The organism is Enterobacter cloacae complex sp. 372C4, from assembly GCF_050030615.1.
In the GTDB taxonomy this organism is placed as follows: domain Bacteria; phylum Pseudomonadota; class Gammaproteobacteria; order Enterobacterales; family Enterobacteriaceae; genus Enterobacter; species Enterobacter intestinihominis.
This window is the reverse complement of record NZ_JBLGUQ010000001.1, coordinates 1,312,094-1,335,175: the sequence shown is the minus strand read 5'-3', so window position 1 is coordinate 1,335,175 and position 23,082 is coordinate 1,312,094. Positions and strand designations below refer to the sequence as shown.

28 protein-coding genes are annotated in these 23,082 nt (G+C 54.2%); 14 read left to right on the top strand and 14 right to left on the bottom strand.

Annotated features, from left to right (window positions below; translation table 11 throughout):
- Positions 1-50: 50 nt before the first annotated feature.
- From hpf to ACQG11_RS06370, 8 genes are read right to left on the bottom strand one after another with little or no spacing between them, the layout of a single operon-like run.
- Positions 51-338, bottom strand: coding sequence for a ribosome hibernation promoting factor (gene hpf / locus ACQG11_RS06405; protein WP_426728262.1), 288 nt, complete (start codon positions 336-338; stop codon positions 51-53).
- A 22-nt stretch (positions 339-360) separates the two neighbouring features.
- Positions 361-1,794: an RNA polymerase factor sigma-54 gene (gene rpoN, locus ACQG11_RS06400; protein WP_022649530.1), complete on the bottom strand. Its 1,434-nt coding sequence runs from the start codon at positions 1,792-1,794 to the stop codon at positions 361-363.
- A gap of 47 nt (positions 1,795-1,841) precedes the next feature.
- Positions 1,842-2,567 (bottom strand): LPS export ABC transporter ATP-binding protein, encoded by a 726-nt coding sequence (lptB, locus tag ACQG11_RS06395; RefSeq protein ID WP_003861862.1) that lies wholly within the window; start codon positions 2,565-2,567, stop codon positions 1,842-1,844.
- Positions 2,568-2,573: 6 nt separating this feature from the next.
- The gene (gene lptA / locus ACQG11_RS06390) at positions 2,574-3,128 is read right to left on the bottom strand and encodes a lipopolysaccharide ABC transporter substrate-binding protein LptA (protein ID WP_254308803.1); all 555 of its coding nucleotides are present in this window, start codon (positions 3,126-3,128) and stop codon (positions 2,574-2,576) included.
- The gene (gene lptC / locus ACQG11_RS06385; protein ID WP_022649529.1) at positions 3,097-3,672 is read right to left on the bottom strand and encodes an LPS export ABC transporter periplasmic protein LptC; all 576 of its coding nucleotides are present in this window, start codon (positions 3,670-3,672) and stop codon (positions 3,097-3,099) included. Before lptC ends, lptA begins: the two co-directional genes overlap by 32 nt.
- Positions 3,669-4,235: a 3-deoxy-manno-octulosonate-8-phosphatase KdsC gene (kdsC, locus tag ACQG11_RS06380; RefSeq protein ID WP_017382729.1), complete on the bottom strand. Its 567-nt coding sequence runs from the start codon at positions 4,233-4,235 to the stop codon at positions 3,669-3,671. The genes lptC and kdsC overlap by 4 nt, the downstream gene beginning before the upstream one ends.
- A 14-nt stretch (positions 4,236-4,249) precedes the next feature.
- On the bottom strand, positions 4,250-5,236 hold the full coding sequence (gene kdsD, locus ACQG11_RS06375; protein WP_426728261.1) for an arabinose-5-phosphate isomerase KdsD: 987 nt from the start codon (positions 5,234-5,236) through the stop codon (positions 4,250-4,252).
- Between the two features lie 13 nt (positions 5,237-5,249).
- Entirely contained in the window at positions 5,250-6,227 is a 978-nt protein-coding gene (locus ACQG11_RS06370) for a calcium/sodium antiporter (protein WP_045308038.1), read from the bottom strand.
- 227 nt (positions 6,228-6,454) lie between these two features.
- On the opposite strand from ACQG11_RS06370, the gene mlaF reads away from it, so the two are divergent.
- From mlaF to murA, 7 genes are all read left to right on the top strand, one after another.
- On the top strand, positions 6,455-7,267 hold the full coding sequence (gene mlaF, locus ACQG11_RS06365) for a phospholipid ABC transporter ATP-binding protein MlaF (RefSeq protein WP_426728260.1): 813 nt from the start codon (positions 6,455-6,457) through the stop codon (positions 7,265-7,267).
- Between the two features lie 7 nt (positions 7,268-7,274).
- Positions 7,275-8,057 (top strand): lipid asymmetry maintenance ABC transporter permease subunit MlaE, encoded by a 783-nt coding sequence (gene mlaE / locus ACQG11_RS06360; protein WP_003861848.1) that lies wholly within the window; start codon positions 7,275-7,277, stop codon positions 8,055-8,057.
- Positions 8,058-8,061: 4 nt separating this feature from the next.
- Positions 8,062-8,610 carry an outer membrane lipid asymmetry maintenance protein MlaD gene (mlaD, locus tag ACQG11_RS06355; RefSeq protein WP_022649526.1) on the top strand — a complete coding sequence of 183 codons (549 nt, stop codon included), beginning with the start codon at positions 8,062-8,064 and terminating at the stop codon, positions 8,608-8,610.
- 18 nt (positions 8,611-8,628) lie between these two features.
- Positions 8,629-9,264 (top strand): phospholipid-binding protein MlaC, encoded by a 636-nt coding sequence (gene mlaC / locus ACQG11_RS06350; RefSeq protein WP_006812130.1) that lies wholly within the window; start codon positions 8,629-8,631, stop codon positions 9,262-9,264.
- Complete coding sequence (gene mlaB, locus ACQG11_RS06345; protein WP_022649525.1) at positions 9,264-9,557, top strand: lipid asymmetry maintenance protein MlaB; 294 nt, start codon at positions 9,264-9,266, stop codon at positions 9,555-9,557. The genes mlaC and mlaB overlap by 1 nt, the downstream gene beginning before the upstream one ends.
- Positions 9,558-9,683: 126 nt before the next feature.
- Positions 9,684-9,938, top strand: a complete 255-nt coding sequence (gene ibaG / locus ACQG11_RS06340; RefSeq protein ID WP_003861840.1) for a BolA family iron metabolism protein IbaG — start codon at positions 9,684-9,686, stop codon at positions 9,936-9,938.
- A 50-nt stretch (positions 9,939-9,988) separates the two neighbouring features.
- The gene (murA, locus tag ACQG11_RS06335; RefSeq protein ID WP_006812128.1) at positions 9,989-11,248 is read left to right on the top strand and encodes a UDP-N-acetylglucosamine 1-carboxyvinyltransferase; all 1,260 of its coding nucleotides are present in this window, start codon (positions 9,989-9,991) and stop codon (positions 11,246-11,248) included.
- Positions 11,249-11,311: 63 nt separating this feature from the next.
- Here murA and sfsB read toward each other — a convergent pair whose 3' ends face one another.
- Both sfsB and ispB read right to left on the bottom strand, forming a co-directional pair.
- On the bottom strand, positions 11,312-11,599 hold the full coding sequence (sfsB, locus tag ACQG11_RS06330) for a DNA-binding transcriptional regulator SfsB (RefSeq protein WP_022649524.1): 288 nt from the start codon (positions 11,597-11,599) through the stop codon (positions 11,312-11,314).
- 229 nt (positions 11,600-11,828) lie between these two features.
- On the bottom strand, positions 11,829-12,800 hold the full coding sequence (gene ispB / locus ACQG11_RS06325) for an octaprenyl diphosphate synthase (protein ID WP_006812126.1): 972 nt from the start codon (positions 12,798-12,800) through the stop codon (positions 11,829-11,831).
- A 257-nt stretch (positions 12,801-13,057) separates the two neighbouring features.
- Here ispB and rplU point away from each other — a divergent pair, with 257 nt between their 5' ends.
- The 4 genes from rplU to cgtA all read left to right on the top strand — a co-directional run bounded on the left by rplU (position 13,058) and on the right by cgtA (position 15,898).
- Positions 13,058-13,369 (top strand): 50S ribosomal protein L21, encoded by a 312-nt coding sequence (rplU, locus tag ACQG11_RS06320; RefSeq protein WP_003025032.1) that lies wholly within the window; start codon positions 13,058-13,060, stop codon positions 13,367-13,369.
- Between the two features lie 19 nt (positions 13,370-13,388).
- Complete coding sequence (rpmA, locus tag ACQG11_RS06315) at positions 13,389-13,646, top strand: 50S ribosomal protein L27 (protein ID WP_003861831.1); 258 nt, start codon at positions 13,389-13,391, stop codon at positions 13,644-13,646.
- Between the two features lie 95 nt (positions 13,647-13,741).
- Entirely contained in the window at positions 13,742-14,707 is a 966-nt protein-coding gene (locus ACQG11_RS06310; protein WP_426728259.1) for a DMT family transporter, read from the top strand.
- A gap of 15 nt (positions 14,708-14,722) precedes the next feature.
- Positions 14,723-15,898, top strand: a complete 1,176-nt coding sequence (gene cgtA / locus ACQG11_RS06305; protein ID WP_003861823.1) for an Obg family GTPase CgtA — start codon at positions 14,723-14,725, stop codon at positions 15,896-15,898.
- A 33-nt stretch (positions 15,899-15,931) separates the two neighbouring features.
- On the opposite strand, the gene pmrB is transcribed toward cgtA, so the two are convergent.
- From pmrB to dacB, 3 genes are read right to left on the bottom strand one after another with little or no spacing between them, the layout of a single operon-like run.
- A complete protein-coding gene (gene pmrB, locus ACQG11_RS06300) occupies positions 15,932-16,975 on the bottom strand; it encodes a two-component system sensor histidine kinase PmrB (protein ID WP_426728258.1) in 1,044 nt (347 codons plus the stop codon).
- Positions 16,972-17,634: a two-component system response regulator PmrA gene (pmrA, locus tag ACQG11_RS06295; protein WP_022649522.1), complete on the bottom strand. Its 663-nt coding sequence runs from the start codon at positions 17,632-17,634 to the stop codon at positions 16,972-16,974. Before pmrA ends, pmrB begins: the two co-directional genes overlap by 4 nt.
- Before the next feature lie 2 nt (positions 17,635-17,636).
- Positions 17,637-19,070, bottom strand: a complete 1,434-nt coding sequence (gene dacB, locus ACQG11_RS06290) for a serine-type D-Ala-D-Ala carboxypeptidase (protein WP_003861817.1) — start codon at positions 19,068-19,070, stop codon at positions 17,637-17,639.
- A 228-nt stretch (positions 19,071-19,298) separates the two neighbouring features.
- Between dacB and greA the strand changes: the two genes are divergently transcribed.
- On the top strand, positions 19,299-19,775 hold the full coding sequence (greA, locus tag ACQG11_RS06285; protein WP_023298719.1) for a transcription elongation factor GreA: 477 nt from the start codon (positions 19,299-19,301) through the stop codon (positions 19,773-19,775).
- 151 nt (positions 19,776-19,926) lie between these two features.
- Here the strand turns inward: greA and yhbY are convergent, their stop codons facing one another.
- Positions 19,927-20,220: a ribosome assembly RNA-binding protein YhbY gene (yhbY, locus tag ACQG11_RS06280; protein ID WP_003861814.1), complete on the bottom strand. Its 294-nt coding sequence runs from the start codon at positions 20,218-20,220 to the stop codon at positions 19,927-19,929.
- A gap of 127 nt (positions 20,221-20,347) precedes the next feature.
- Here yhbY and rlmE point away from each other — a divergent pair, with 127 nt between their 5' ends.
- Both rlmE and ftsH read left to right on the top strand, forming a co-directional pair.
- The gene (gene rlmE, locus ACQG11_RS06275) at positions 20,348-20,974 is read left to right on the top strand and encodes a 23S rRNA (uridine(2552)-2'-O)-methyltransferase RlmE (protein WP_003861812.1); all 627 of its coding nucleotides are present in this window, start codon (positions 20,348-20,350) and stop codon (positions 20,972-20,974) included.
- A gap of 102 nt (positions 20,975-21,076) precedes the next feature.
- Positions 21,077-23,011, top strand: a complete 1,935-nt coding sequence (gene ftsH / locus ACQG11_RS06270) for an ATP-dependent zinc metalloprotease FtsH (protein ID WP_003861810.1) — start codon at positions 21,077-21,079, stop codon at positions 23,009-23,011.
- Positions 23,012-23,082: the final 71 nt, after the last annotated feature.

Below are 23,082 nucleotides of genomic sequence, written 5' to 3'. Positions count from 1 at the left end.
CTGTTGTGTTTCACAACAGGCCGTCCTGCACCCGTTAACTGCCCGGACAATTAGTGTTGTTTCAGTTTATCTTTATGTTTATTGAGCTGTCTCGCAAGCTTATCAATCAAGCCGTCGATAGCCGCGTACATGTCTTGCCCTTCCGCACTGGCATGAAGTTCCCCTCCGTTGACGTGCAGGGTCGCATCCGAGATATGCGTCACTTTCTCCACTTTCAACACAACATAGACCTGGTTGATCCTCTCGAAATACTGCTCGAGTTTCGCGAACTTAGCGTTTACAAAATCGCGTAAAGCCTCAGTAATTTCGACGTTATGTCCGGTGATATTGAGCGGCATAGTGTCTTCCTTATCGGTTGTGTCAAACCAGTTGTTTACGCTGGTTAGACGGCGGAATGGATAAAGACTCTCGATACTTCGCGACAGTACGGCGTGCCACCATAATACCCTGATCGGACAGCATGGTGGTTAACTTACTGTCACTGAGTGGCTTCGCGGGGTTCTCCGCGGCGATCAACTTCTTCACCAGTGCGCGAATAGCTGTTGACGAGGCTTCGCCGCCGCCTTCGGTGTTCACGTGGCTGGAGAAGAAATACTTAAGCTCAAAAATACCGCGTGGGCTGTGCAGATACTTCTGCGTGGTCACGCGGGAAATGGTTGATTCATGCATCTCGACGGCCTGGGCGATGTCCGCCAGCACCATCGGTTTCATAAACTCTTCGCCCTGCTCAAAGAATGCCTGCTGCTGTTCGACAATACAGCGGCTGACGCGCAGCAGCGTGTCATTACGGCTTTCCAGACTCTTAATCAACCAGCGTGCTTCCTGAAGGTTGCTGCGAATGTATTGATTATCAGCGTCGTTACGGGCGCTGGTGCACATGGAGGCGTATTGCTGGTTGATTTGCAGGCGAGGAATGCTGTCGGCGTTCAGTTCAACGACCCAACGGCCATTGTGTTTTCTCACCAGCACATCAGGAATAACGTATTCCGGTTCGCTGGTCTGGATAGATTGCCCCGGACGCGGATCGAGTGACTGGATCAGATTCACCGCTTCCTTCAGCACCTCTTCTTTGAGGCGCGTGACGCGCATCAGGGTGCGGAAGTCGTGATTTGCCAGCAAATCCAGATGCTCGCTGATGATGAGCCGGGCTTCGTCAATCCACGGTGTCTCTTTGGCAAACTGCGAAAGCTGGATCAGAAGGCAGTCGCGCAGATCTTTCGCGGCGACGCCAATCGGGTCGAAACGCTGAACGCGTTTCAGGACGGCTTCGATCTCTTCCAGTTCAATCTCGTCATCGCCGATGCTTTCCAGAATCTCGTCCAGCGTCACGGTCAAATAGCCCGTGTCGTCAACGGCATCGACAATCGAGGTGGCAATGGCGCGATCGGTATCGGAGAAAGGCGTCAGCTCCACCTGCCACATCAGGTAGTCCTGAAGCGACTGGGTAGTTTCGCCCTGGTAGACCGGGAGTTCATCGTCCTGGTAATCTGCACGCGTCCCGGAAGGGGTACCCGCGGTGTAGATTTCATCCCAGCTGGCATCCAGCGGCAGTTCCTCCGGCATCTCTTTCTGTTCGAGCGCATCTACGGAGTCGAGCGTTTCTGTGTCCTGCGTCTGCTGAGCGTCTACCTCGTCATGAAGATCGGTTTGCTCCAGCAGCGGATTGCTGTCCAGCGCCTGCTGGAGCTCCTGCTGGAGTTCTAACGTGGACAGCTGCAACAGACGGATTGCCTGTTGTAGCTGCGGCGTCATGGCCAGTTGCTGGCTGAGCCGTAATTGCAAACCTTGCTTCATGTTCAGAGCGTTTTTCTCCGGTTCGGCGTGACTTAACCTCTACCCTATCAGAGTCTGAAGTCTTCCCCAAGGTACACGCGCTTAACATGCTCATCTTCGAGGATTTGCTGTGGCGTGCCGTGGGCAATCAGATGGCCCTGGCTCACTATGTAGGCGCGCTCACACACGGCCAGCGTTTCGCGAACGTTGTGGTCCGTGATCAGTACGCCAAGCCCGCTGTCGCGCAGGTGCTCAATAATACGTTTGATATCGATAACGGAGATGGGGTCAACGCCCGCAAACGGTTCATCCAGCAGGATAAATTTCGGGTTTGCTGCCAGCGCGCGCGCAATCTCAACGCGGCGGCGTTCACCACCGGACAGCGCCTGACCGAGGCTGTCACGCAGATGTTCGATATGAAACTCTTCCATCAGCTCGTTCGCACGGTCAGTGCGCTGCTCGCTGGTCAGATCGTCACGGATCTGGAGCACGGCCATCAGGTTGTCGAACACGCTTAAGCGGCGGAAGATGGAGGCTTCCTGCGGCAGATAGCCGATGCCACGACGCGCGCGGGCATGCAGTGGCAGCAGACTGATATCTTCATCATCGATGATGATGTTGCCGGCGTCACGCGGGACGATGCCCACCACCATGTAGAAGGTCGTGGTTTTACCCGCCCCGTTAGGGCCAAGCAAACCAACGATTTCGCCGGAGTTGACGGTCAGACTGACATCTTCGACGACGCGGCGGCCCTTATACGCTTTCGCGAGGTTTTTTGCAGTTAAAGTTGCCATAACGAATTAGTTACTCTTTTTCTGTGCCGGAGCCTGGCCGTTGTTCTTGTCCTGCAATTGCGAAGGCACAAGAACGGTCGTGACGCGTTTGCCTTTTTCACTGGAGGCCTGCATTTTCTGCTCTTTCACCAGATAAGTGATCTTGTCGCCTTTGATATTGCTGTCCAGCTGTTCCAGGTAAGCATTACCGGTCAGGATGACCAGATCCTTCGCCAGTTCATAGTGCATATGCGAGGCATGGCCTTTCACCGGCTTGCCGTTGTCCTGCATCTGGTAGAAGGTGGCCGGGTTGCCATAACCATCGATAATCTCTTTGCCCTGCTCGCCGCCCGGTCGGGTAACGACCACTTTGTCGGCGTTGATTTTGATGGTGCCCTGGGTCATGACCACGTTGCCGGTAAAGGTGACGACGTTACCCTGCATATCCAGAGACTGGGTATCGGATTCAATATGAATCGGCTGTTCGGTGTCGCCAGTCACAGCAAGCGCGGGAAGACTGGCCGCCAGCAGCGCGCTGGTGATAACAACTTTAAGGCTGAGTTTGTTTGTTTTGAATTTCATAGGAGGTTCTAACCTTTTCAATCAGCTCGGCGTTTTTGCTGCGTAAGTTCCCGCGCATTCTTAAACCGCTGGAATTAAATGTTGTGCCATACAGGGTGACTAAATCCTGCGACGTGACATCCTGGGTGACCAGGTTGATCTGGGCGTTATCCGTCGTAATTTTTCGCAGTTGCGCGTCAGCGGTCAGGGCGTTGACTTCAACGTGACCATACAGGTAAAGCATACGGTCATTTGTCAGTTTTGCCCGGTCAGACTTGATAGACCACGTCGGCACTTTGTCCGTATCAAAGGTGGTCATGACCGGTTGGGTAAACCACGAAGTACCGTCATCTGAAAAATATTCTACATGCTGAGCAACGAGGCGATAGTTCAGCGCGCCTTCCGGGCTATAGACCACGGTGTCGCTGTGATCGCTTTTGTAGGTCGGGTCGCTCGTGTTAACCACTTCCGCTTGCGTATCTTCGCGGTCAGCGAGGTTTACGCCAATCAGTACCAGGGCGACAAGCGCAAGCAGAATGATAACCCAACGTCTGGTTTTACTCATATCGATTGCCCTTTCGCCTCATCAAGCTTGCCCTGCGCCAGCAGAAGCAGATCGCAGACTTCACGGACGGCGCCGCGGCCACCGTGAATATGGGTAACATAATCAGCACGCGGGATCAGCAGCGGGTGCGCGTCAGCCACGGCGATGCTCAGACCCACCTCCGCCATGACTGGCCAGTCGATCAAATCATCCCCGACGTATGCCACATTCTCTGGTGCAATGGCCAGTTTTCCCAACAGATCCCGGAAGGCTACCATCTTATCAGACTGCCCCTGATAGAGATGGGTAATGCCCAGCGTTTCACACCGATCTTCTACCAGTTTAGCTTTCCGCCCGGTGATGATTGCAACTTCAATACCGGACGTGAGCGCACAGCGGATACCGTAACCGTCGCGAACGTTAAAGGCTTTCAGCTCTTCGCCGTTATTGCCCATATAAATCAGACCGTCGGAGAGCACACCATCCACATCGAGGATCAGCAGGCGGATATTTTCCGCCTTTGCCATCATGTGGGCGCTCACCGGGCCATAACAGGTTGCAAGGGATGCACCCGCATTACTCATTGTCTTATCCTTCATTACACTACGCCAGCGCGCAGCAGATCATGCATATGTACCACACCCAGCAGTTGGTCGCCATCGGCAACCATCACTGAGGTAATATGACGGGACTGCATCAGGTTCAGTACATCTACCGCCAGCGTGCCCGGACGGACGCGGATCCCGCCTGGTGTCATTACATCAGCGATGCCCAGCGTTCGGACATCCACACCCATATCGAATACCCGGCGCAGGTCGCCGTCGGTGAAAATGCCCTGAATCTTCATCAGATCGTCGCAGATAACCGTCATGCCCAGGTTTTTACGGGTGATCTCCAGTAACGCGTCGCGCAAAGAGGCCTCTTTGCTGACGTGCGGGATCTCATCCCCGGTGTGCATAATATCGTTGACCCGCAGCAGCAGTTTGCGCCCGAGCGCGCCGCCGGGGTGAGACAGGGCGAAATCTTCTGGCGTAAAACCGCGGGCTTCCAGCAGCGCAACGGCAAGGGCATCGCCCATCACCAGCGCGGCGGTTGTGCTGGAGGTCGGCGCCAGCCCCAGCGGACAGGCTTCTTTAGGCACCTTCACGCACAGGTGAATATCTGCCGCACGCGCCATGCTGCTTTCCGGGCGGCTGGTCATGCAAATCAGCGGTACGTGCAGACGCTTCAGCACCGGGATCAACGCCATGATTTCATTCGATTCCCCGGAGTTGGACAGCGCAATAACCACGTCCTGCGGCGTAACCATGCCGAGGTCACCGTGCGCGGCTTCACCGGGATGAACGAAGAATGACGACGTGCCGGTACTGGCAAAGGTCGCCGCCATTTTGCGCCCGATATGGCCGGATTTGCCCATCCCCATCACCACGACTTTACCGGCGCAGTAGAACATCTTCTCACAGGCCAGACTAAAATCCTGATTAATGTACTGATCTAACTGCGCCAGACCTTCACGTTCAATCTCCAGAACGTCTTTGCCTGCTTTCTGAAAGTCAAAACCCGGCTGCAATTCTATTTGCGACATAATGCGTTTCCGTTTACCCAGAGAGAAGTGGCGAGAGCCAGTACAGCATCGCCAGCCATACGATAAATCCACCCGTCAGCAGCGCGCCCGCGCCTTTGCCGATCTGCTCTTTTCGCTGCCAGCAGAGCAGGGCGAAAATTACGCTGACCAGTAGCATCACACCGTAATCGCGCGTGAAGACCATAGGGTTAAACGGCCCCGGTGAGATTAATGCCGGCAGCCCCGTCACGATCGCGATATTGAAAATATTCGAGCCAATGATATTGCCGATGGCGATATCATCTTCCCCTTTACGCGCCCCGGCGATGGCGGTAGCCAGCTCTGGCAGGCTGGTGCCGATGGCGATGACCGTCAGACCGATTGTCAGTTCGCTCATCGCAAACGCGTTCGCCAGCACCGTCGCGTTATCGACCACCATCCGCGTGGCCATTGGCATTATGATCAGCGCGACGCCCAGCCACAGCAGGGCGACGGGTAAGGTCCCTTCCCGTGGCAGCTCGGCGAGATGCTCACGCGTGAGGCTATCATTACCCTGTTTTTCCGCCAGACGTGCGATCTTCACGCTGTAAAGCAACCAGATCACGGCCAGGGCGAGCAGGAATATACCGTCACCGACGCTCAGCACCCCGTCATAAAGCACATAGCCTGCCAGCAGACTGACGACTAACATTAGCGGCAATTCACGACGCAAAACATCGGAATGTACGCGAAATGGATGCAGTAATGCGGCTAAGCCTAAAATCAGCAAGATATTGACGATGTTAGAGCCAATCGCAGTGCCAATAGCGAGGTCGACCTGGCCATGCAACGAGGCTGAAACAGAAACGATGATTTCAGGAAGCGATGTGCCTACACTGACCACCGTCATCCCAATAATGATGGGCGGCATGCCAATGAGTCGACAGAGAATGGATGCGGCAAAGACCAAACGGTCAGCACTGTAGACCACCAACAGTAAACCAATTATTAACAGTGCTGTTGCTAAAAGCATCAAAAGTCCTTTCTTCAGGTATACTCGCTGGTCCACTGCGCACGAATTTTAGCGCCAGATGAAGTCTGAGACGTGACGAATTCCTAATTTTGACTTTATGCGCCGGAAAAGTAAAACAAATGCCAGCTTTCGCTAACCCCAATAGTGAATATTCTGTAAAAATGCGGGGTTTAGGGCTGATTTACGCTTCATGCCAGCAGTGAAGCAAGGTAAGTAAGGAACCATAAATGAGCCAAACGATGGCGAATATAGTCGATGTCCGGGGCGTCAGTTTTTCTCGCGGCAACCGGGTGATATTTGATGATATTTCGCTGACCGTGCCGCGCGGTAAAATCACCGCCATCATGGGGCCGTCAGGGATCGGTAAAACGACGTTGCTGCGTCTTATCGGCGGGCAAATCCCCCCTGATAGCGGCGAAATTCTCTTCGACGGTGAAAACGTCCCGGAGATGTCTCGCTCGCGCCTCTACACGGTTCGCAAACGGATGAGCATGCTCTTTCAGTCGGGTGCGCTGTTCACCGATATGAACGTATTTGACAACGTGGCCTATCCGCTGCGTGAGCACACCCATCTTCCTCCTGCGCTGTTGCACAGCACGGTGATGATGAAGCTCGAAGCTGTGGGGTTGCGGGGGGCTGCGAAACTTATGCCGACCGAACTCTCGGGTGGGATGGCGCGCCGCGCCGCGCTGGCGCGTGCTATTGCCCTGGAACCCGATTTAATCATGTTCGATGAACCGTTCGTCGGGCAGGACCCTATCACCATGGGCGTGCTGGTGAAGTTAATCTCGGAGCTGAACAGCGCCCTTGGCGTCACCTGCGTGGTGGTTTCCCACGACGTGCCGGAAGTGCTGAGCATTGCTGATTACGCCTATATTGTGGCTGACAAAAAGATCGTCGCCCACGGCAGCGCTCAGGCGTTGCAGGAGAATGGCGATCCGCGCGTGCGGCAGTTCCTGGACGGTATCGCAGATGGGCCGGTGCCTTTCCGCTATCCGGCGGGCGACTATCATGACGATTTACTGGGAATAGGGAGTTAATCCACTCATGCTGTTAAATGCGTTGGCGGGTCTTGGACACCGTGGCCTAAAAACCATCAGTACGTTCGGGCGTGCCGGATTAATGTTGTTCAACGCGCTGGTTGGCAAACCGGAGTTCCGCAAGCATGCGCCGTTACTGGTGCGGCAGCTTTATAACGTCGGCGTGCTGTCGATGCTTATCATCATCGTGTCGGGTCTGTTTATTGGCATGGTGCTAGGGTTGCAGGGGTATCTGGTGCTGACAACCTACAGCGCGGAAACCAGCCTTGGCATGCTGGTGGCGCTCTCGCTGCTGCGTGAACTCGGGCCGGTTGTAGCAGCGCTGCTGTTCGCCGGGCGTGCCGGATCAGCGCTGACGGCTGAAATTGGCCTGATGCGCGCCACAGAGCAGCTCTCCAGTATGGAGATGATGGCGGTCGATCCGCTGCGCCGGGTGATCTCGCCGCGCTTCTGGGCCGGGGTTATCTCCTTACCGTTACTGACTATCCTCTTTGTGGCGGTAGGTATCTGGGGAGGCGCGCTGGTTGGCGTCAACTGGAAAGGCATTGATGCCGGGTTCTTCTGGTCTGCCATGCAGGACGCCATCGATCTGCGGATGGATCTGGTGAACTGTCTGATCAAGAGCGTGGTTTTCGCTGTGACGGTTACCTGGATTGCGTTGTTTAATGGTTACGATGCCATTCCGACGTCGGCGGGCATTAGCCGTGCAACGACGCGTACTGTCGTACATTCGTCGCTGGCCGTTTTAGGTCTGGATTTTGTGCTCACCGCACTGATGTTTGGGAATTGAGTTCATGCAAACGAGAAAAAATGAAATTTGGGTTGGCGTGTTTTTGCTTCTGGCGCTGCTGGCCGCACTGTTTATCTGCCTGCGCGCGGCGGACATCACCTCTGTTCGCACCGAGCCGACGTATCGCGTCTACGCGACTTTCGATAATATCGGCGGCCTGAAGGCGCGCTCACCGGTCCGTATTGGTGGCGTCGTTATTGGACGTGTCGCTGACATTACGCTTGATGAGAAAACCTATCTGCCGCGCGTCGCAATGGATATCGAAGAACGCTATAACCACATTCCTGACACCAGCTCGCTCTCTATCCGCACCTCTGGCCTGCTGGGGGAGCAATATCTGGCCCTTAACGTTGGTTTTGAAGATCCTGAGCTGGGAACGTCTATCCTTAAAGACGGTAGCGTAATCCAGGATACCAAGTCAGCGATGGTGCTGGAAGATATGATTGGTCAGTTCCTTTACAACAGTAAAGGGGATGATAAAAAGTCTGACGATGCCCCTGCGCAGAGTGAAGACCACACCAACGTCGAACCGACGCCAGGCGCGACGAATTAATTTCAGGAGAAGTCATTCATGTTTAAACGACTGTTAATGGTTGCCATGCTGGTCATTGCCCCTCTAACCGCGGCGCACGCTGCGGATCAGAGTAACCCGTACAAACTGATGGATGAGGCCGCGAAGAAAACCTTCGACCGTCTTAAAAACGAACAGCCCAAAATCCGTTCCAACCCTGATTATCTGCGTGATGTGGTGGATCAGGAGCTGCTGCCGTATGTGCAGATCAAGTACGCGGGCGCACTGGTGCTGGGCCGTTACTACAAAGACGCGACCCCGGCGCAGCGCGAGGCTTACTTTGCGGCGTTCCGTGAATACCTGAAACAGGCTTACGGCCAGGCGCTGGCGATGTACCACGGGCAGACCTATCAGATTGCCCCTGAACAGCCGCTGGGCGATGCCACCATCATTCCTATCCGCGTGACGATTATCGATCCAAACGGTCGTCCACCGGTACGCCTGGACTTCCAGTGGCGTAAAAACAGCCAGACCGGAAACTGGCAGGCGTACGACATGATCGCTGAAGGCGTCAGCATGATCACCACTAAACAGAACGAGTGGAGCGATCTGCTGCGCACCAAAGGCATCGATGGCCTGACGGCTCAGCTTCAGTCCATCTCTCGTCAGAAAATTACCCTGGACGAGAAGAAGTAATGTCGCAGCAGCTTAGCTGGGCGCGTGACGGCGAGACGTTGACGCTGACGGGAGAGCTGGATCAGGATCTGCTTAACCCGCTGTGGGACGCTCGCCATAACGCGATGCAGGGCGTGACGTTGATTGATCTCCATGGCGTCACGCGGGTAGATACCGCCGGTATCGCCCTGCTGGCGCACCTGGTGGCCACGGGCAAAAAGCAGGGGAGTAGCGTCACCCTGACGGGGGTAAGCGATAATGTCGTAACCCTTGCACAGCTTTACAATTTGCCTGAAGACGTATTACCTCGCTAACTTTTTCAGTACGTTACTTCCGAAAGCCCCGACAGTTTACGCGTCGGGGCTTTTTGCTTGTTTAAGACCGCGCCACTTTGCTCTAAGATGTTGAGCTTGTTTTCACTATCAGATGATGTAGACCCCATGGAAAATAATGAAATCCAGACAGTGCTGATGAATGCACTCTCCCTTCAGGAAGCCCACGTCTCTGGCGATGGCAGTCACTTCCAGGTTATTGCTGTGGGTGAGATGTTCGACGGAATGAGTCGCGTGAAGAAACAGCAGGCTGTGTACGCGCCGCTGATGGAATACATTGCGGATAACCGCATCCACGCCCTGTCGATTAAAGCGTTCACCCCACAGGAGTGGGCACGCGATCGCAAACTAAACGGTTTTTGAGCTGAGGGCGAAGCGCCCGCAGCACGGTTGAATTTATAAGAGAGCAAACGATGGATAAATTTCGTGTACAGGGACCCACGCGTCTCCAGGGCGAAGTCACAATTTCTGGCGCTAAAAACGCCGCGCTGCCCATTCTTTTCGCTGCGCTGCTCGCAGAAGAGCCGGTAGAGATCCAGAACGTACCGAAGCTGAAAGATATCGACACGACCATGAAGTTGCTCGGCCAGTTGGGCACCAAAGTGGAGCGTAACGGTTCCGTCTGGATCGATGCCAGCAACGTGAACAACTTCTCAGCGCCGTATGAGCTGGTGAAAACCATGCGTGCTTCCATCTGGGCGCTTGGCCCGCTGGTGGCGCGTTTCGGTCAGGGACAGGTTTCACTGCCGGGCGGATGCGCTATCGGCGCCCGTCCAGTCGACCTGCATATCTTCGGTCTGGAAAAGCTGGGCGCGGAGATCAAGCTGGAAGAGGGGTACGTTAAAGCGTCCGTCAATGGTCGCCTGAAAGGCGCGCACATTGTCATGGACAAAGTGAGCGTGGGTGCAACGGTAACCATCATGTCGGCTGCTACGCTGGCAGAAGGCACTACCATCATCGAAAACGCCGCCCGAGAGCCGGAAATCGTGGATACCGCGAACTTCCTGGTCGCGCTGGGGGCGAAGATCAGCGGGCAGGGCACAGACCGTATCACCATCGAAGGCGTTGAACGTCTGGGTGGTGGTGTGTACCGCGTACTGCCAGACCGTATCGAAACCGGTACTTTCCTGGTAGCGGCTGCCATTTCTGGCGGTAAGATTGTTTGTCGTAACGCACAACCGGATACCCTGGATGCGGTGCTGGCGAAACTGCGCGATGCGGGTGCGGACATTGAAATTGGTGAAGACTGGATCAGCCTCGATATGCACGGGCAGCGTCCTAAAGCCGTTAACGTGCGCACTGCGCCACATCCGGCATTCCCGACGGATATGCAGGCACAGTTCACCCTGTTGAACCTGGTGGCCGAAGGCACAGGCTTCATCACGGAAACTATCTTCGAAAACCGTTTCATGCACGTACCGGAACTGATCCGTATGGGTGCGCATGCTGAGATTGAAAGCAACACGGTCATTTGCCACGGCGTTGAAAAACTGTCCGGTGCGCAGGTGATGGCGACCGATCTGCGCGCGTCTGCGAGCCTCGTACTGGCAGGTTGTATTGCAGAAGGGACTACCGTTGTCGATCGTATCTACCACATCGATCGTGGTTACGAGCGTATTGAAGACAAACTGCGCGCGCTGGGTGCGAATATCGAGCGTGTGAAGGGCGAGTAATCGTTCCGGCACCCCCCTGCCAGAACAGGCCGGGGGATTGCTGTTCCTGTAAATCCGGGTGCATCAGTCCTGATGTGCTTTCTTCGCTTTGCTCTGGCGCATCATGCGCGTTCTGTCGATAAATTCATGAGTAATGGGATCGTGATAGCGTGACGGCCATATCACCCACGGATGCGTATCCAGCGCCGTCGCAATAATCAGTTCCCCCTTCGGCCATGGGCGGGTCAGGGCGTTTGCCAGCGTCGACGAGCTCAGCCCATGACGACGTGATTCGGCAGCCAGCGATGTCCCTTTTTTACGCAGTGCCGCAATAATGTCAGCAGAATGCCAGTCGATGAATTTTGTATCCATAATGCTGTCCTTGTGTTCGTTATCGTCCACGTCGTTTCGTGTGAAAAGACAGCATTACTATACTCACTTCGAACATCTGTTCTAAAAAGTTCATGTTACGAGAAGCAATATTCAGAATAAGGCACGGCTTTATACATACGGCCTGTAACCTGATGAGCTTACGCGTAAATGTAATTTATTGGTGCGTACTGGAACCTCCCTACGAGATCGCAGGGAGATGAGGAGGGGATTAACGGTCGCGCTGGACGGCGATGTGCGCGAGGCCGATTAGCGCATCACGCCATGGGCTGTCGGGAATGACCTGAATTGCGGCGATGGCTTTGTCTGCTTCTTCTTCAGCACGCTGACGCGTCCATTCAAGGGAACCACAGATGGCCATTGTTTCCAGTACCGGTTCCAGAAGATGGCGACCATTTCCCTGCTCGATAGCCTCCCGGATCATTTTCGCCTGCTCTGGTGTGCCATTGCGCATCGCGTGGAGCAGCGGCAGCGTTGGCTTGCCTTCGTTCAGGTCATCGCCAACGTTTTTACCGAGCGTTTCGCCATCCGCGCTGTAGTCCAGCAAATCATCAATCAGCTGGAACGCGGTGCCGAGGTAACGGCCATAGTCCTGAAGCCCTTTTTCCTGAGCTTCGCTACAGCCTGCCAGAATGCCGGAGCACTGCGCGGCGGCTTCAAACAGACGTGCGGTCTTGCTGTAAATCACCCGCATATAGTTTTCTTCGGTGATATCCGGGTCGTTGACGTTCATCAACTGTAGGACTTCGCCTTCAGCGATAACGTTTACGGCTTCTGACATCACTTCCAGCACCTTCAGCGAGCCAAGGCTGGTCATCATCTGGAAGGCTCGGGTATAGATAAAATCCCCTACCAGAACGCTTGCCGCATTACCAAACGCGGCATTGGCGGTGGCTTTGCCACGACGCATGTCTGATTCATCCACAACATCGTCATGAAGCAGGGTGGCGGTGTGGATAAATTCGATCAGCGCCGCGATCGTGACGTGGGCATTTCCTTGATAGCCAACCGCGCGTGCGGCCAGAATGGCAATCATCGGACGAATACGTTTACCGCCGCCGCTGACGATGTAATAGCCCAACTGATTGATCAGCTGAACGTCAGAGTTGAGTTGCTCCAGGATTGCTGCATTCACACCCGCCATATCTTGCGCGGTTAACTCATTGATTTTTTCTAAATTCATCGCAAAAGCCGGGCTTTTTATCCTGTTTATCCCACACGAGATGGGTACACAAAGGGTTTCGGTTTATAAATAGTATTGCTGATTGTACTGAAAAAATGGCTCAGATAAACGTTACCGTACGTGTTGTGTTTTTTTTCTTCATGTATTGATGGTAGCACTTGTCAAAGGCTCGCGTTTTGCGTAATATTCGCGCCCTATTGTGAATATTTATAGCGCACTCTGAATCATACGAGGATGTGCGCGGAAGCGGAGTTTATATGTACGCGGTTTTCCAAAGTGGTGGTAAACAACACCGAGTAAGCGAAGGTCAGACCGTTCGCCTGGAAAAGCTGGACATCGCAACTGGCGAATCTGTTGAGTTCGCTGAAGTTCTGATGATCGCAAACGGTGAAGAAGTCAAAATCGGCGTTCCTTTCGTTGATGGCGGCGTTATCAAAGCTGAAGTTGTTGCTCACGGTCGTGGCGAGAAAGTTAAAATCGTTAAGTTTCGTCGTCGTAAACACTATCGTAAGCAGCAGGGCCACCGTCAGTGGTTCACTGATGTGAAAATTACTGGCATCAGCGCCTAAGACCTGAGGAGAGATTTAAATGGCACATAAAAAGGCTGGCGGCTCCACACGTAACGGTCGCGATTCAGAAGCAAAACGCCTGGGCGTTAAGCGTTTCGGTGGCGAATCCGTTCTGGCGGGTAGCATCATCGTTCGTCAGCGTGGCACCAAGTTCCACGCGGGTACCAACGTAGGTTGCGGTCGTGACCACACTCTGTTTGCTAAAGCAGACGGTAAAGTGAAATTTGAAGTTAAAGGCCCGAACAACCGTAAATACATCAGCATCGTTGCTGAGTAAGGTTTTCTCGGTCCGGTAACGGATTAAAGCCCCGCAACGTGTTGCGGGGCTTTTTACATTGGAAACCCGGAAAATTTTCTGTAGGGAAAACGGGCATGAAGCAGCAGGCCGGCATTGGTATTCTTTTGGCGCTCACTACCGCGATGTGCTGGGGTGCGCTGCCAATTGCAATGAAGCAGGTACTGGAAGTGATGGAACCGCCCACGGTGGTGTTTTATCGCTTCCTGATGGCAAGCATTGGCCTGGGCGCCATTCTGGCCGTCAAAGGTAAGCTGCCACCGCTGCGCATCTTCCGAAAACCGCGCTGGCTGGTGTTACTGGCTATCGCGACGGGCGGTCTGTTCGGTAACTTCATTCTGTTCAGCTCTTCCCTGCAATATCTTAGCCCTACAGCGTCGCAGGTGATTGGTCAGCTATCACCGGTCGGCATGATGGTCGCCAGCGTATTCATCCTCAAGGAGAAGATGCGCGGTACGCAGATCATCGGGGCAAGCATGCTGCTTTGCGGTCTGGTGATGTTCTTTAACACCAGTCTGATCGAGATTTTTACCCGCCTGACGGATTACACCTGGGGTGTCATTTTTGGGGTGGGTGCAGCAACGGTCTGGGTGAGTTATGGCGTCGCGCAAAAGGTGTTATTGCGTCGACTTGCCTCACAGCAGATCCTCTTTTTGCTGTACACTTTGTGTACACTGGCATTATTGCCGTTAGCTAAGCCGGAGGTGATTACCCAGCTCAGCGACTGGCAACTGGCGTGCCTCATTTTTTGTGGGCTGAACACGCTGGTCGGTTATGGCGCGCTGGCTGAAGCTATGGCGCGCTGGCAGGCAGCACAGGTGAGCGCCTTAATCACGCTTACCCCGCTGTTTACGCTGTTATTTTCAGATTTGTTATCAATGGCCTGGCCCGATGTCTTCGTCAAGCCGATGCTCAACCTGTTGGGTTATCTCGGTGCGTTTGTCGTGGTTGCGGGCGCGATGTATTCCGCCATTGGTCATCGTCTCTGGGGGCGTTGGCGCAAAAATGAAGCGGTTGTAATAGTCCCCCGCTCAGGCGAATGAGTTACGGAGAGTAAAATGAAGTTTGTTGATGAAGCGACGATTCTGGTCGTGGCAGGTGATGGCGGTAACGGTTGTGTAAGCTTCCGCCGTGAAAAATATATTCCTCGTGGCGGTCCTGACGGCGGTGACGGTGGGGACGGTGGCGACGTGTGGCTGGAGGCGGATGAAAACCTCAACACGCTGATCGACTACCGTTTCGAAAAATCTTTCCGCGCCGAACGTGGGCAGAACGGCCAGAGCCGCGACTGTACCGGTAAACGCGGTAAAGACGTGACGATCAAAGTGCCGGTAGGTACGCGTGTCATCGATCAGGGCACGGGCGAAACCATGGGTGATATGACCAAACACGGTCAGCGCCTGATGGTGGCGAAAGGCGGCTGGCACGGTCTGGGTAACAGCCGTTTCAAATCTTCCGTTAACCGTACCCCGCGTCAGAAAACCATGGGTACCCCGGGTGATAAGCGCGACCTGCAACTGGAACTGATGCTGCTGGCGGATGTGGGGATGCTGGGTATGCCAAACGCCGGTAAATCGACGTTTATCCGTGCGGTCTCTGCGGCGAAACCAAAAGTGGCGGATTATCCGTTTACGACGCTGGTACCGAGCCTGGGCGTTGTCCGTATGGATAACGAGAAGAGCTTCGTGGTCGCTGACATCCCGGGTCTGATTGAAGGGGCAGCAGAAGGCGCCGGTCTGGGGATTCGCTTCCTGAAGCACCTTGAGCGTTGTCGCGTACTGTTGCACCTCATCGACATCGATCCAATCGACGGTTCCGATCCGGTTGAAAACGCCCGTATCATTATCGGTGAGCTGGAGAAATACAGTGAAAAACTGGCGCAAAAACCGCGCTGGCTGGTATTTAACAAGATCGACCTGATGGATAAAGCGGAAGCTGAAGCGAAAGCTAAAGCGATTGCCGAAGCGATGGGTTGGGAAGATAAGTACTACCTGATCTCTGCCGCCAGCCAGGTTGGCGTGAAAGATCTCTGCTGGGATGTGATGACCTTTATCATCGAGAATCCGGTTGTTCAGGCAGAAGAGGCGAAACAGCCTGAAAAAGTCGAATTCATGTGGGATGACTACCACCGCCAGCAGCTCGAAGAGCTGGAAGCGGAAGAAGATGATGAAGACTGGGACGATGACTGGGATGAAGACGACGAAGAAGGCGTCGAGTTCATCTACAAGCACTAACCTCAGTATAAAGCCCCTTAACGGGGCTTTTTTTTATCCTATTTTCGCCGGTAACCAACAGCTGGCGATGAGGCCGCCCTCAGCGCCGTTCTCCAGCGTTAAATTGCCATGATGGAGCTGTACGATACGCTGTACGATGCTCAGCCCAAGGCCGCTGCCGCCGTAGCGCTGGTCGAGACGTCGGAAAGGTTCGGTGATCGACTGGCGGTGTGCCTCATCAATACCCGGCCCCTGATCGATAACGCTCACCCGGGTACCGCTCTCCGTCGCTGTTAATGCCACTTCATTGGTTGTGCCTGCCGGGCTGTAGCGGGCGGCATTCTCCAGAAGGTTCCTTAGCATCAGACGTAACAGGACGGCGTCGCCCTGTACCGTCAGCGGGCTGTGAGCAGGCCATATCACCGTATGCTCTCTGGCTTCATGCTCCAGGCTGAGCGGTGCAATGATCGTCTCAGTCCAGTTCACGGTATCGTAATGGCCGCTGGCCATCGCCTGTCCGGCACGCGCCAGCATCAGCAGCTGTTCCACCGTGTGCATCAACTGATCGATCCGGTTTATCAGTGGTGTGGCCTGCGGGGAACCGGACTGAGCCATCAGTTCCAGATGGAGCCTGATCCCCGCAAGCGGCGTACGTAACTCGTGTGCCGCATCGGCGGTAAACAGGCGTTCCTGTTGAATAGTGTGATCCAGCCGGGCGAGGAGTTGATTGAGCGATGTGGTCACAGCGCCTATCTCTTCCATATCAGAATACATCGGCAGGGGAGTCAGATTATCCGCCGAACGGTTCGCAAGGCTGACGCGAAGTTTGTTGAGTGGTCGGGTGATCCAGGTGACGGCCCAGAATGAGAAGAACAGGGTAAAACCGACCATCACCAGAGAAGGGACCAGCAGGGAGGCAATGGCTTCGCGGATCTCTTTTTCGACATGGTTGTTGCGCGCTTTCGCAGACAACGTTTCATTCACCAGAAAACCGATTTGCTCGCGGCTCTCATGCCACAGCCAGACTACGCTAACCAGTTGAAAAAATAGCAGTATAACCGCCAGCAACACCATTAATCGCCGGCGCATACTGTTCATTTCTGGCTCTCCAGACGGTAACCCACGCCACGTACGGTTTTGATGCGATCTTTACCGAGCTTGCGGCGCAGATTATGAATGTGAACTTCAAGCGTGTTTGATCCTGGATCGTCCTGCCAGGAGTAGATGTCCTGTTGCAGCGTTTCACGGTGCACGGTCTGCCCGCTGCGCATGATCAGACGCGTCAGCAGAGCGAACTCTTTTGGGGTCACTTCCACAGGCTGAGACTGGCGCAGCACCTGCTGAGTTTGCAGATTGAGGGTGATATCCCCGTCCGTCAGCAGGTTGTCGCTGTGGCCCTGATAGCGGCGGATTAACGCCCGTACGCGAGCCTGTAGCTCGGCAAGGGCGAAGGGTTTTACCAGATAATCGTCAGCGCCAGAATCCAGCCCGTTAATTCTGTCTTCAATGGCATCGCGGGCGGTGAGAATCAATACGGGATTCTCCACTCCGCGACGACGCCACTGGCAGAGCAGCGTCGCGCCGTCTTTATCCGGCAGTCCCAAATCCAGGATCACAAGGCTGTATTCTCCGCTCTGGATCAAGGCATCTGCTTCAGCCGCCGTGGCGGCACAATCCAGGGCGTAGCCCTCATTCTCCAGTGCCAGCGCTAACCCTTCCTGTAATAACAGATCGTCTTCAACTATCAGTAGTTTCATCGCTAGTTATTCTGGTAGATGTCCTTATAGAGCCTGCTTTCGAAACGCACCAGTGGAATACGACGATTGCGCTGGTCAGCCGGTTCGACGGCATAGCCGGACAGATACTGCACAAAGGCCATGCGTTGCCCGCTGGCTGTCGTGATAAAACCGGCAAGGTTGTAAACGCCCTGCAGGGAACCCGTTTTGGCTGACACTTTGCCATCCACGCCTGCAGCGTGAAGGCCCGCACGGTACTGAAGTGACCCATCGTGTCCGGCGAGCGGCAGCATTGTAATAAAGTTTAGCTCAGCGTCATGCTGAGCGATGTACTGCAACACCTGCATCATGGTGGCCGGTGAGATCAGGTTATGGCGCGATAAACCGGAACCGTCGACAGCGATCGTATTGCCCAGATCGATACCCGCCTGCTGGCGCAGGATCTGACGTACGGCATCAGAACCGGCCCGCCAGGTTCCTGGCACACCAAAGCGCGCGTGCCCAATCATACGGAACACCGTGTCGGCAATCATGTTATCCGACTTTTTCAGCATAATCTTAAGCAAATCATGCAGTGGCGCGGACTGTTTACTGGCAATCACCGTGCCTGGTTCATTCACCTGCGTCTGGCGCAGCAGCGTTCCGGTGTAGGTTATGCCCGCCTGCTTCAGTTCATCTTTAAAAATGGCACCGGCATAGCCTGCGCCATCCTGAATGGCAAAGGCCAGCGGGAGGGGATCGGCCCGCTGGGTCAGGCAGCCGGTGAGCGTATAGCGATTGAGATCGCCCGGTACCACGTCGAGCTCACAATACTGTGCCTCCGGGGAGCCTTTCGCCAGCGTCCGCACCTGGCTGAACATCGTGACCGGGTAGTAAGACGCCACGCGGATAAACGCTAAGTCATTGGGTTTTGGCGCGCTGTAAAGCGATACGGAGAAGCAGTTACGGTCAACGATGGCGGCGGCTGGCGGGGCGCTAAAGCACTGCGTCATGTCGTTCCATGGCCAGCCAGGCGCTTTATCGTGGCTGGCGAAAATGGAGGTGTCGATCAGCACGTTGCCATCAATTTTTGTTACGCCGGATTTTTTCAGTACCGCCACCATGTTGCGGACATCCTGGCGCTTAAAGGTGGGATCGCCACCAAAACGGGCGATAAGATCGCCTTTCAGTTCGCCACCCTCAACGTTACCTCTGGTTTCAAGGGTGGTAGTAAAACGGAAGTCAGGCCCGAGCTGGAGCAGGGCGGCGAGGGCAGTGATCACCTTCTGGGTACTGGCAGGCAGCGCCATCTGTTGACTGTGATAGTCAATCTCGGGAGCCTGCGCGCCAACCTTCTGCACCATCAGGGCAAGGTTCGCGCCGGCGGGCAGTTGATTAATGTACTCATCAACATTCGCAGCCTGAACGGTGAACGTTATACTGGTAGTCAATCCGATGATAAAACTGGAAAATCGCATAATCTCGCGCTAACAACCCGAAAACAAACCGTCATACTACGGTGCATGGCACTGTAAAGTAAACGATGACCCATAGTGAACTTCGCGGTAAAATGCGTATCAAATTGAAAAATTGCTGCTGACCTGGGGCGTTGCTCCCGGGTCGGTTTTCTTTTTGCTTCTGGCCTGTTCAGGTGGGCTGGAGCAGGGAACACTGCTCCCAACAGGAATGTTTAAGAGGTATAACAAATGCAAGCTATTCCGATGACCTTACGTGGTGCCGAAAAACTGCGCGAAGAGCTGGATTTTCTGAAATCCGTACGTCGCCCTGAAATCATCGCCGCTATCGCGGATGCGCGTGAGCATGGCGACCTGAAAGAGAATGCTGAATACCACGCGGCGCGTGAGCAGCAGGGTTTCTGCGAGGGGCGCATCAAAGATATCGAAGCGAAACTGTCCAACGCGCAGGTTATCGATATCACTAAAATGCCTAACAACGGTCGCGTGATCTTCGGCTCTACCGTCACCGTCCTGAATCTGGACAACGACGAAGAGCAAACCTATCGCATCGTGGGTGATGATGAAGCGGACTTCAAACAGAACCTGATTTCGGTGAACTCCCCGATTGCTCGCGGCCTGATTGGCAAAGAGCAGGATGATGTTGTGATTATCCGCACCCCGGGTGGCGAAGTGGAATACGAAATTATTAAGGTTGAATACCTGTAATTCGCTTCTCTTCTAAGATGTTGATACATTGTAAAGAAAAGAAAAAGGCCGCATAGCGGCCTTTTATCAACTCAAGGAGCATGGCATTTTGCTCGCCTGCTGAAAGAAATCCCTCGTTTCACACAGAAAATGTGTTTGATTCAGGATATCCTTAACGTGGCAGCGAGATTTTGCGCTCTTTAGATGGGCGATAGAGCACCAGCGTTTTACCGATGACCTGTACATTACAGGCGCCGGTTTCGCGCACGATGGCTTCCACGATCAGGTTTTTAGTGTCTCTGTCTTCAGAGGCGATTTTCACCTTGATCAGCTCGTGGTGTTCCAGCGCTTGTTCAATCTCGGCAAGCACCCCTTCGGTCAAACCATTGTTGCCAAGCATCACTACAGGCTTGAGCGGATGTGCCAGACCTTTAAGGTGCTGTTTTTGTTTAGTACTCAGATTCATCGTATATTTTTGCTTACGTTGGGATTGAAAACGGTTCATTCTACCGCCATCTCCCTAATATCGCCAAATAGCTGCGTAGAAATTTACGTCACAGGCAAGTAACGATGAACCAGGACGGAAATGTTAAATGACAGGTAAAAAGCGTTCTGCCAGCTCCAGCCGCTGGCTTCAGGAACACTTTAGCGATAAATATGTTCAACAGGCGCAGAAAAAGGGGTTACGTTCCCGCGCCTGGTTTAAACTTGATGAAATACAGCAAAGTGACAAACTTTTTAAACCGGGAATGACGGTGGTCGACCTCGGTGCGGCACCTGGCGGATGGTCCCAGTATGCGGTTACGCAGATCGGCGGAACGGGCCGAATCATCGCATGCGATCTTTTACCAATGGATCCCATCGTCGGTGTCGACTTCCTTCAGGGCGACTTTCGTGATGAATTAGTGCTTAAAGCATTACTTGATCGTGTAGGTGACAGTAAGGTCCAGGTTGTCATGTCGGATATGGCACCAAATATGTGTGGAACACCGGCGGTGGATATCCCCCGCGCCATGTATCTGGTGGAACTAGCGTTAGAAATGTGTCGTGATGTACTAGCGCCTGGTGGTAGTTTTGTTGTGAAGGTGTTTCAGGGCGAAGGTTTCGAGGAGTATCTTAAGGAAATTCGCTCCCTGTTTGCGAAGGTCAAAGTTCGTAAGCCGGACTCTTCCCGGGCCCGTTCCCGTGAAGTGTATATTGTAGCGACCGGGCGAAAATGATAACCGGTAGATTTCAGGCGAAAGTTTGAATGAAACTGGATATAGAGTATCCTGACGCTGTTTTTAACACAGTTGTAATATGAGGTTAATCCCTTGAGTGACATGGCGAAAAACCTAATACTCTGGCTGGTCATTGCCGTTGTGCTGATGTCAGTTTTCCAGAGCTTTGGGCCCAGCGAGTCGAATGGCCGCAAGGTGGATTATTCTACCTTCCTGCAAGAGGTCAATCAGGACCAGGTTCGCGAAGCGCGTATCAACGGACGTGAGATCAACGTTACCAAGAAAGATAGTAACCGTTACACGACTTACATCCCGGTGAACGATCCTAAGCTGCTTGATAACCTTCTGACCAAAAACGTCAAAGTGGTAGGCGAGCCGCCGGAAGAACCAAGCCTGTTGGCTTCTATCTTCATTTCCTGGTTCCCGATGCTGCTTCTTATCGGCGTCTGGATCTTCTTTATGCGCCAGATGCAGGGCGGTGGTGGCAAAGGTGCCATGTCGTTCGGTAAGAGCAAGGCGCGTATGCTGACGGAAGACCAGATCAAGACCACCTTTGCTGACGTAGCAGGTTGTGACGAAGCAAAAGAAGAGGTGGGTGAATTGGTTGAATACCTGCGCGAGCCGAGCCGTTTCCAGAAACTGGGCGGTAAGATCCCGAAAGGCGTCCTGATGGTCGGCCCTCCGGGTACCGGTAAAACCCTGCTGGCAAAAGCCATCGCGGGTGAAGCGAAGGTCCCGTTCTTTACTATTTCAGGTTCTGACTTCGTTGAAATGTTCGTGGGTGTCGGTGCATCTCGTGTGCGTGACATGTTCGAGCAGGCTAAGAAGGCAGCACCGTGCATCATCTTCATCGATGAAATCGACGCCGTTGGCCGCCAGCGTGGCGCAGGCCTGGGCGGTGGTCACGATGAACGTGAGCAGACCCTGAACCAGATGCTGGTTGAAATGGACGGCTTTGAAGGTAACGAAGGTATCATCGTTATCGCGGCAACTAACCGTCCAGACGTACTCGACCCTGCGCTGCTGCGTCCAGGCCGTTTCGACCGTCAGGTTGTGGTCGGTCTGCCGGATGTTCGTGGTCGTGAACAGATCCTGAAAGTGCATATGCGTCGCGTACCGCTGGCGCCAGATATCGACGCGGCAATCATCGCGCGTGGTACTCCAGGCTTCTCCGGTGCGGATCTGGCTAACCTGGTCAACGAGGCAGCACTGTTTGCCGCTCGCGGTAACAAGCGTGTAGTGTCCATGGTGGAATTTGAGAAAGCGAAAGACAAAATCATGATGGGTGCGGAACGTCGCTCCATGGTGATGACGGAAGCGCAGAAAGAGTCCACGGCATATCACGAAGCGGGCCACGCGATTATCGGTCGTCTGGTGCCGGAACACGATCCGGTACACAAGGTGACGATCATTCCACGCGGTCGTGCGTTGGGTGTGACCTTCTTCCTGCCTGAAGGCGACGCGATCAGCGCCAGCCGTCAGAAGCTGGAAAGTCAGATTTCAACCCTGTACGGCGGTCGTCTGGCAGAAGAGATCATCTACGGTGCGGAACATGTTTCCACCGGTGCGTCGAACGATATTAAAGTGGCGACAAACCTGGCACGTAACATGGTGACCCAGTGGGGCTTCTCCGACAAACTCGGTCCGCTGCTCTATGCAGAAGAAGAGGGCGAAGTATTCCTGGGCCGCTCCGTGGCAAAAGCGAAACATATGTCCGATGAAACGGCTCGTATCATCGACCAGGAAGTGAAAGCGCTGATTGAGCGTAACTACGCTCGCGCCCGTCAGATCCTGAATGACAATATGGACATCCTGCATTCGATGAAAGATGCGCTCATGAAATATGAGACCATCGATGCGCCGCAGATTGACGACTTGATGGCTCGCCGCGAAGTGCGTCCGCCAGCAGGCTGGGAAGACCCAGGCGCGTCTAACAATTCTGACAACAATGGCACCCCGCGTGCACCGCGTCCGGTCGATGAACCGCGTACGCCAAACCCGGGCAACACCATGTCAGAGCAGTTGGGCGACAAGTAAGTCACTGCTGTTGAAGCGTTTGTCTGTACATCAAACCCTGGAGCGTGCTCCGGGGTTTTTCTTTTTTATAT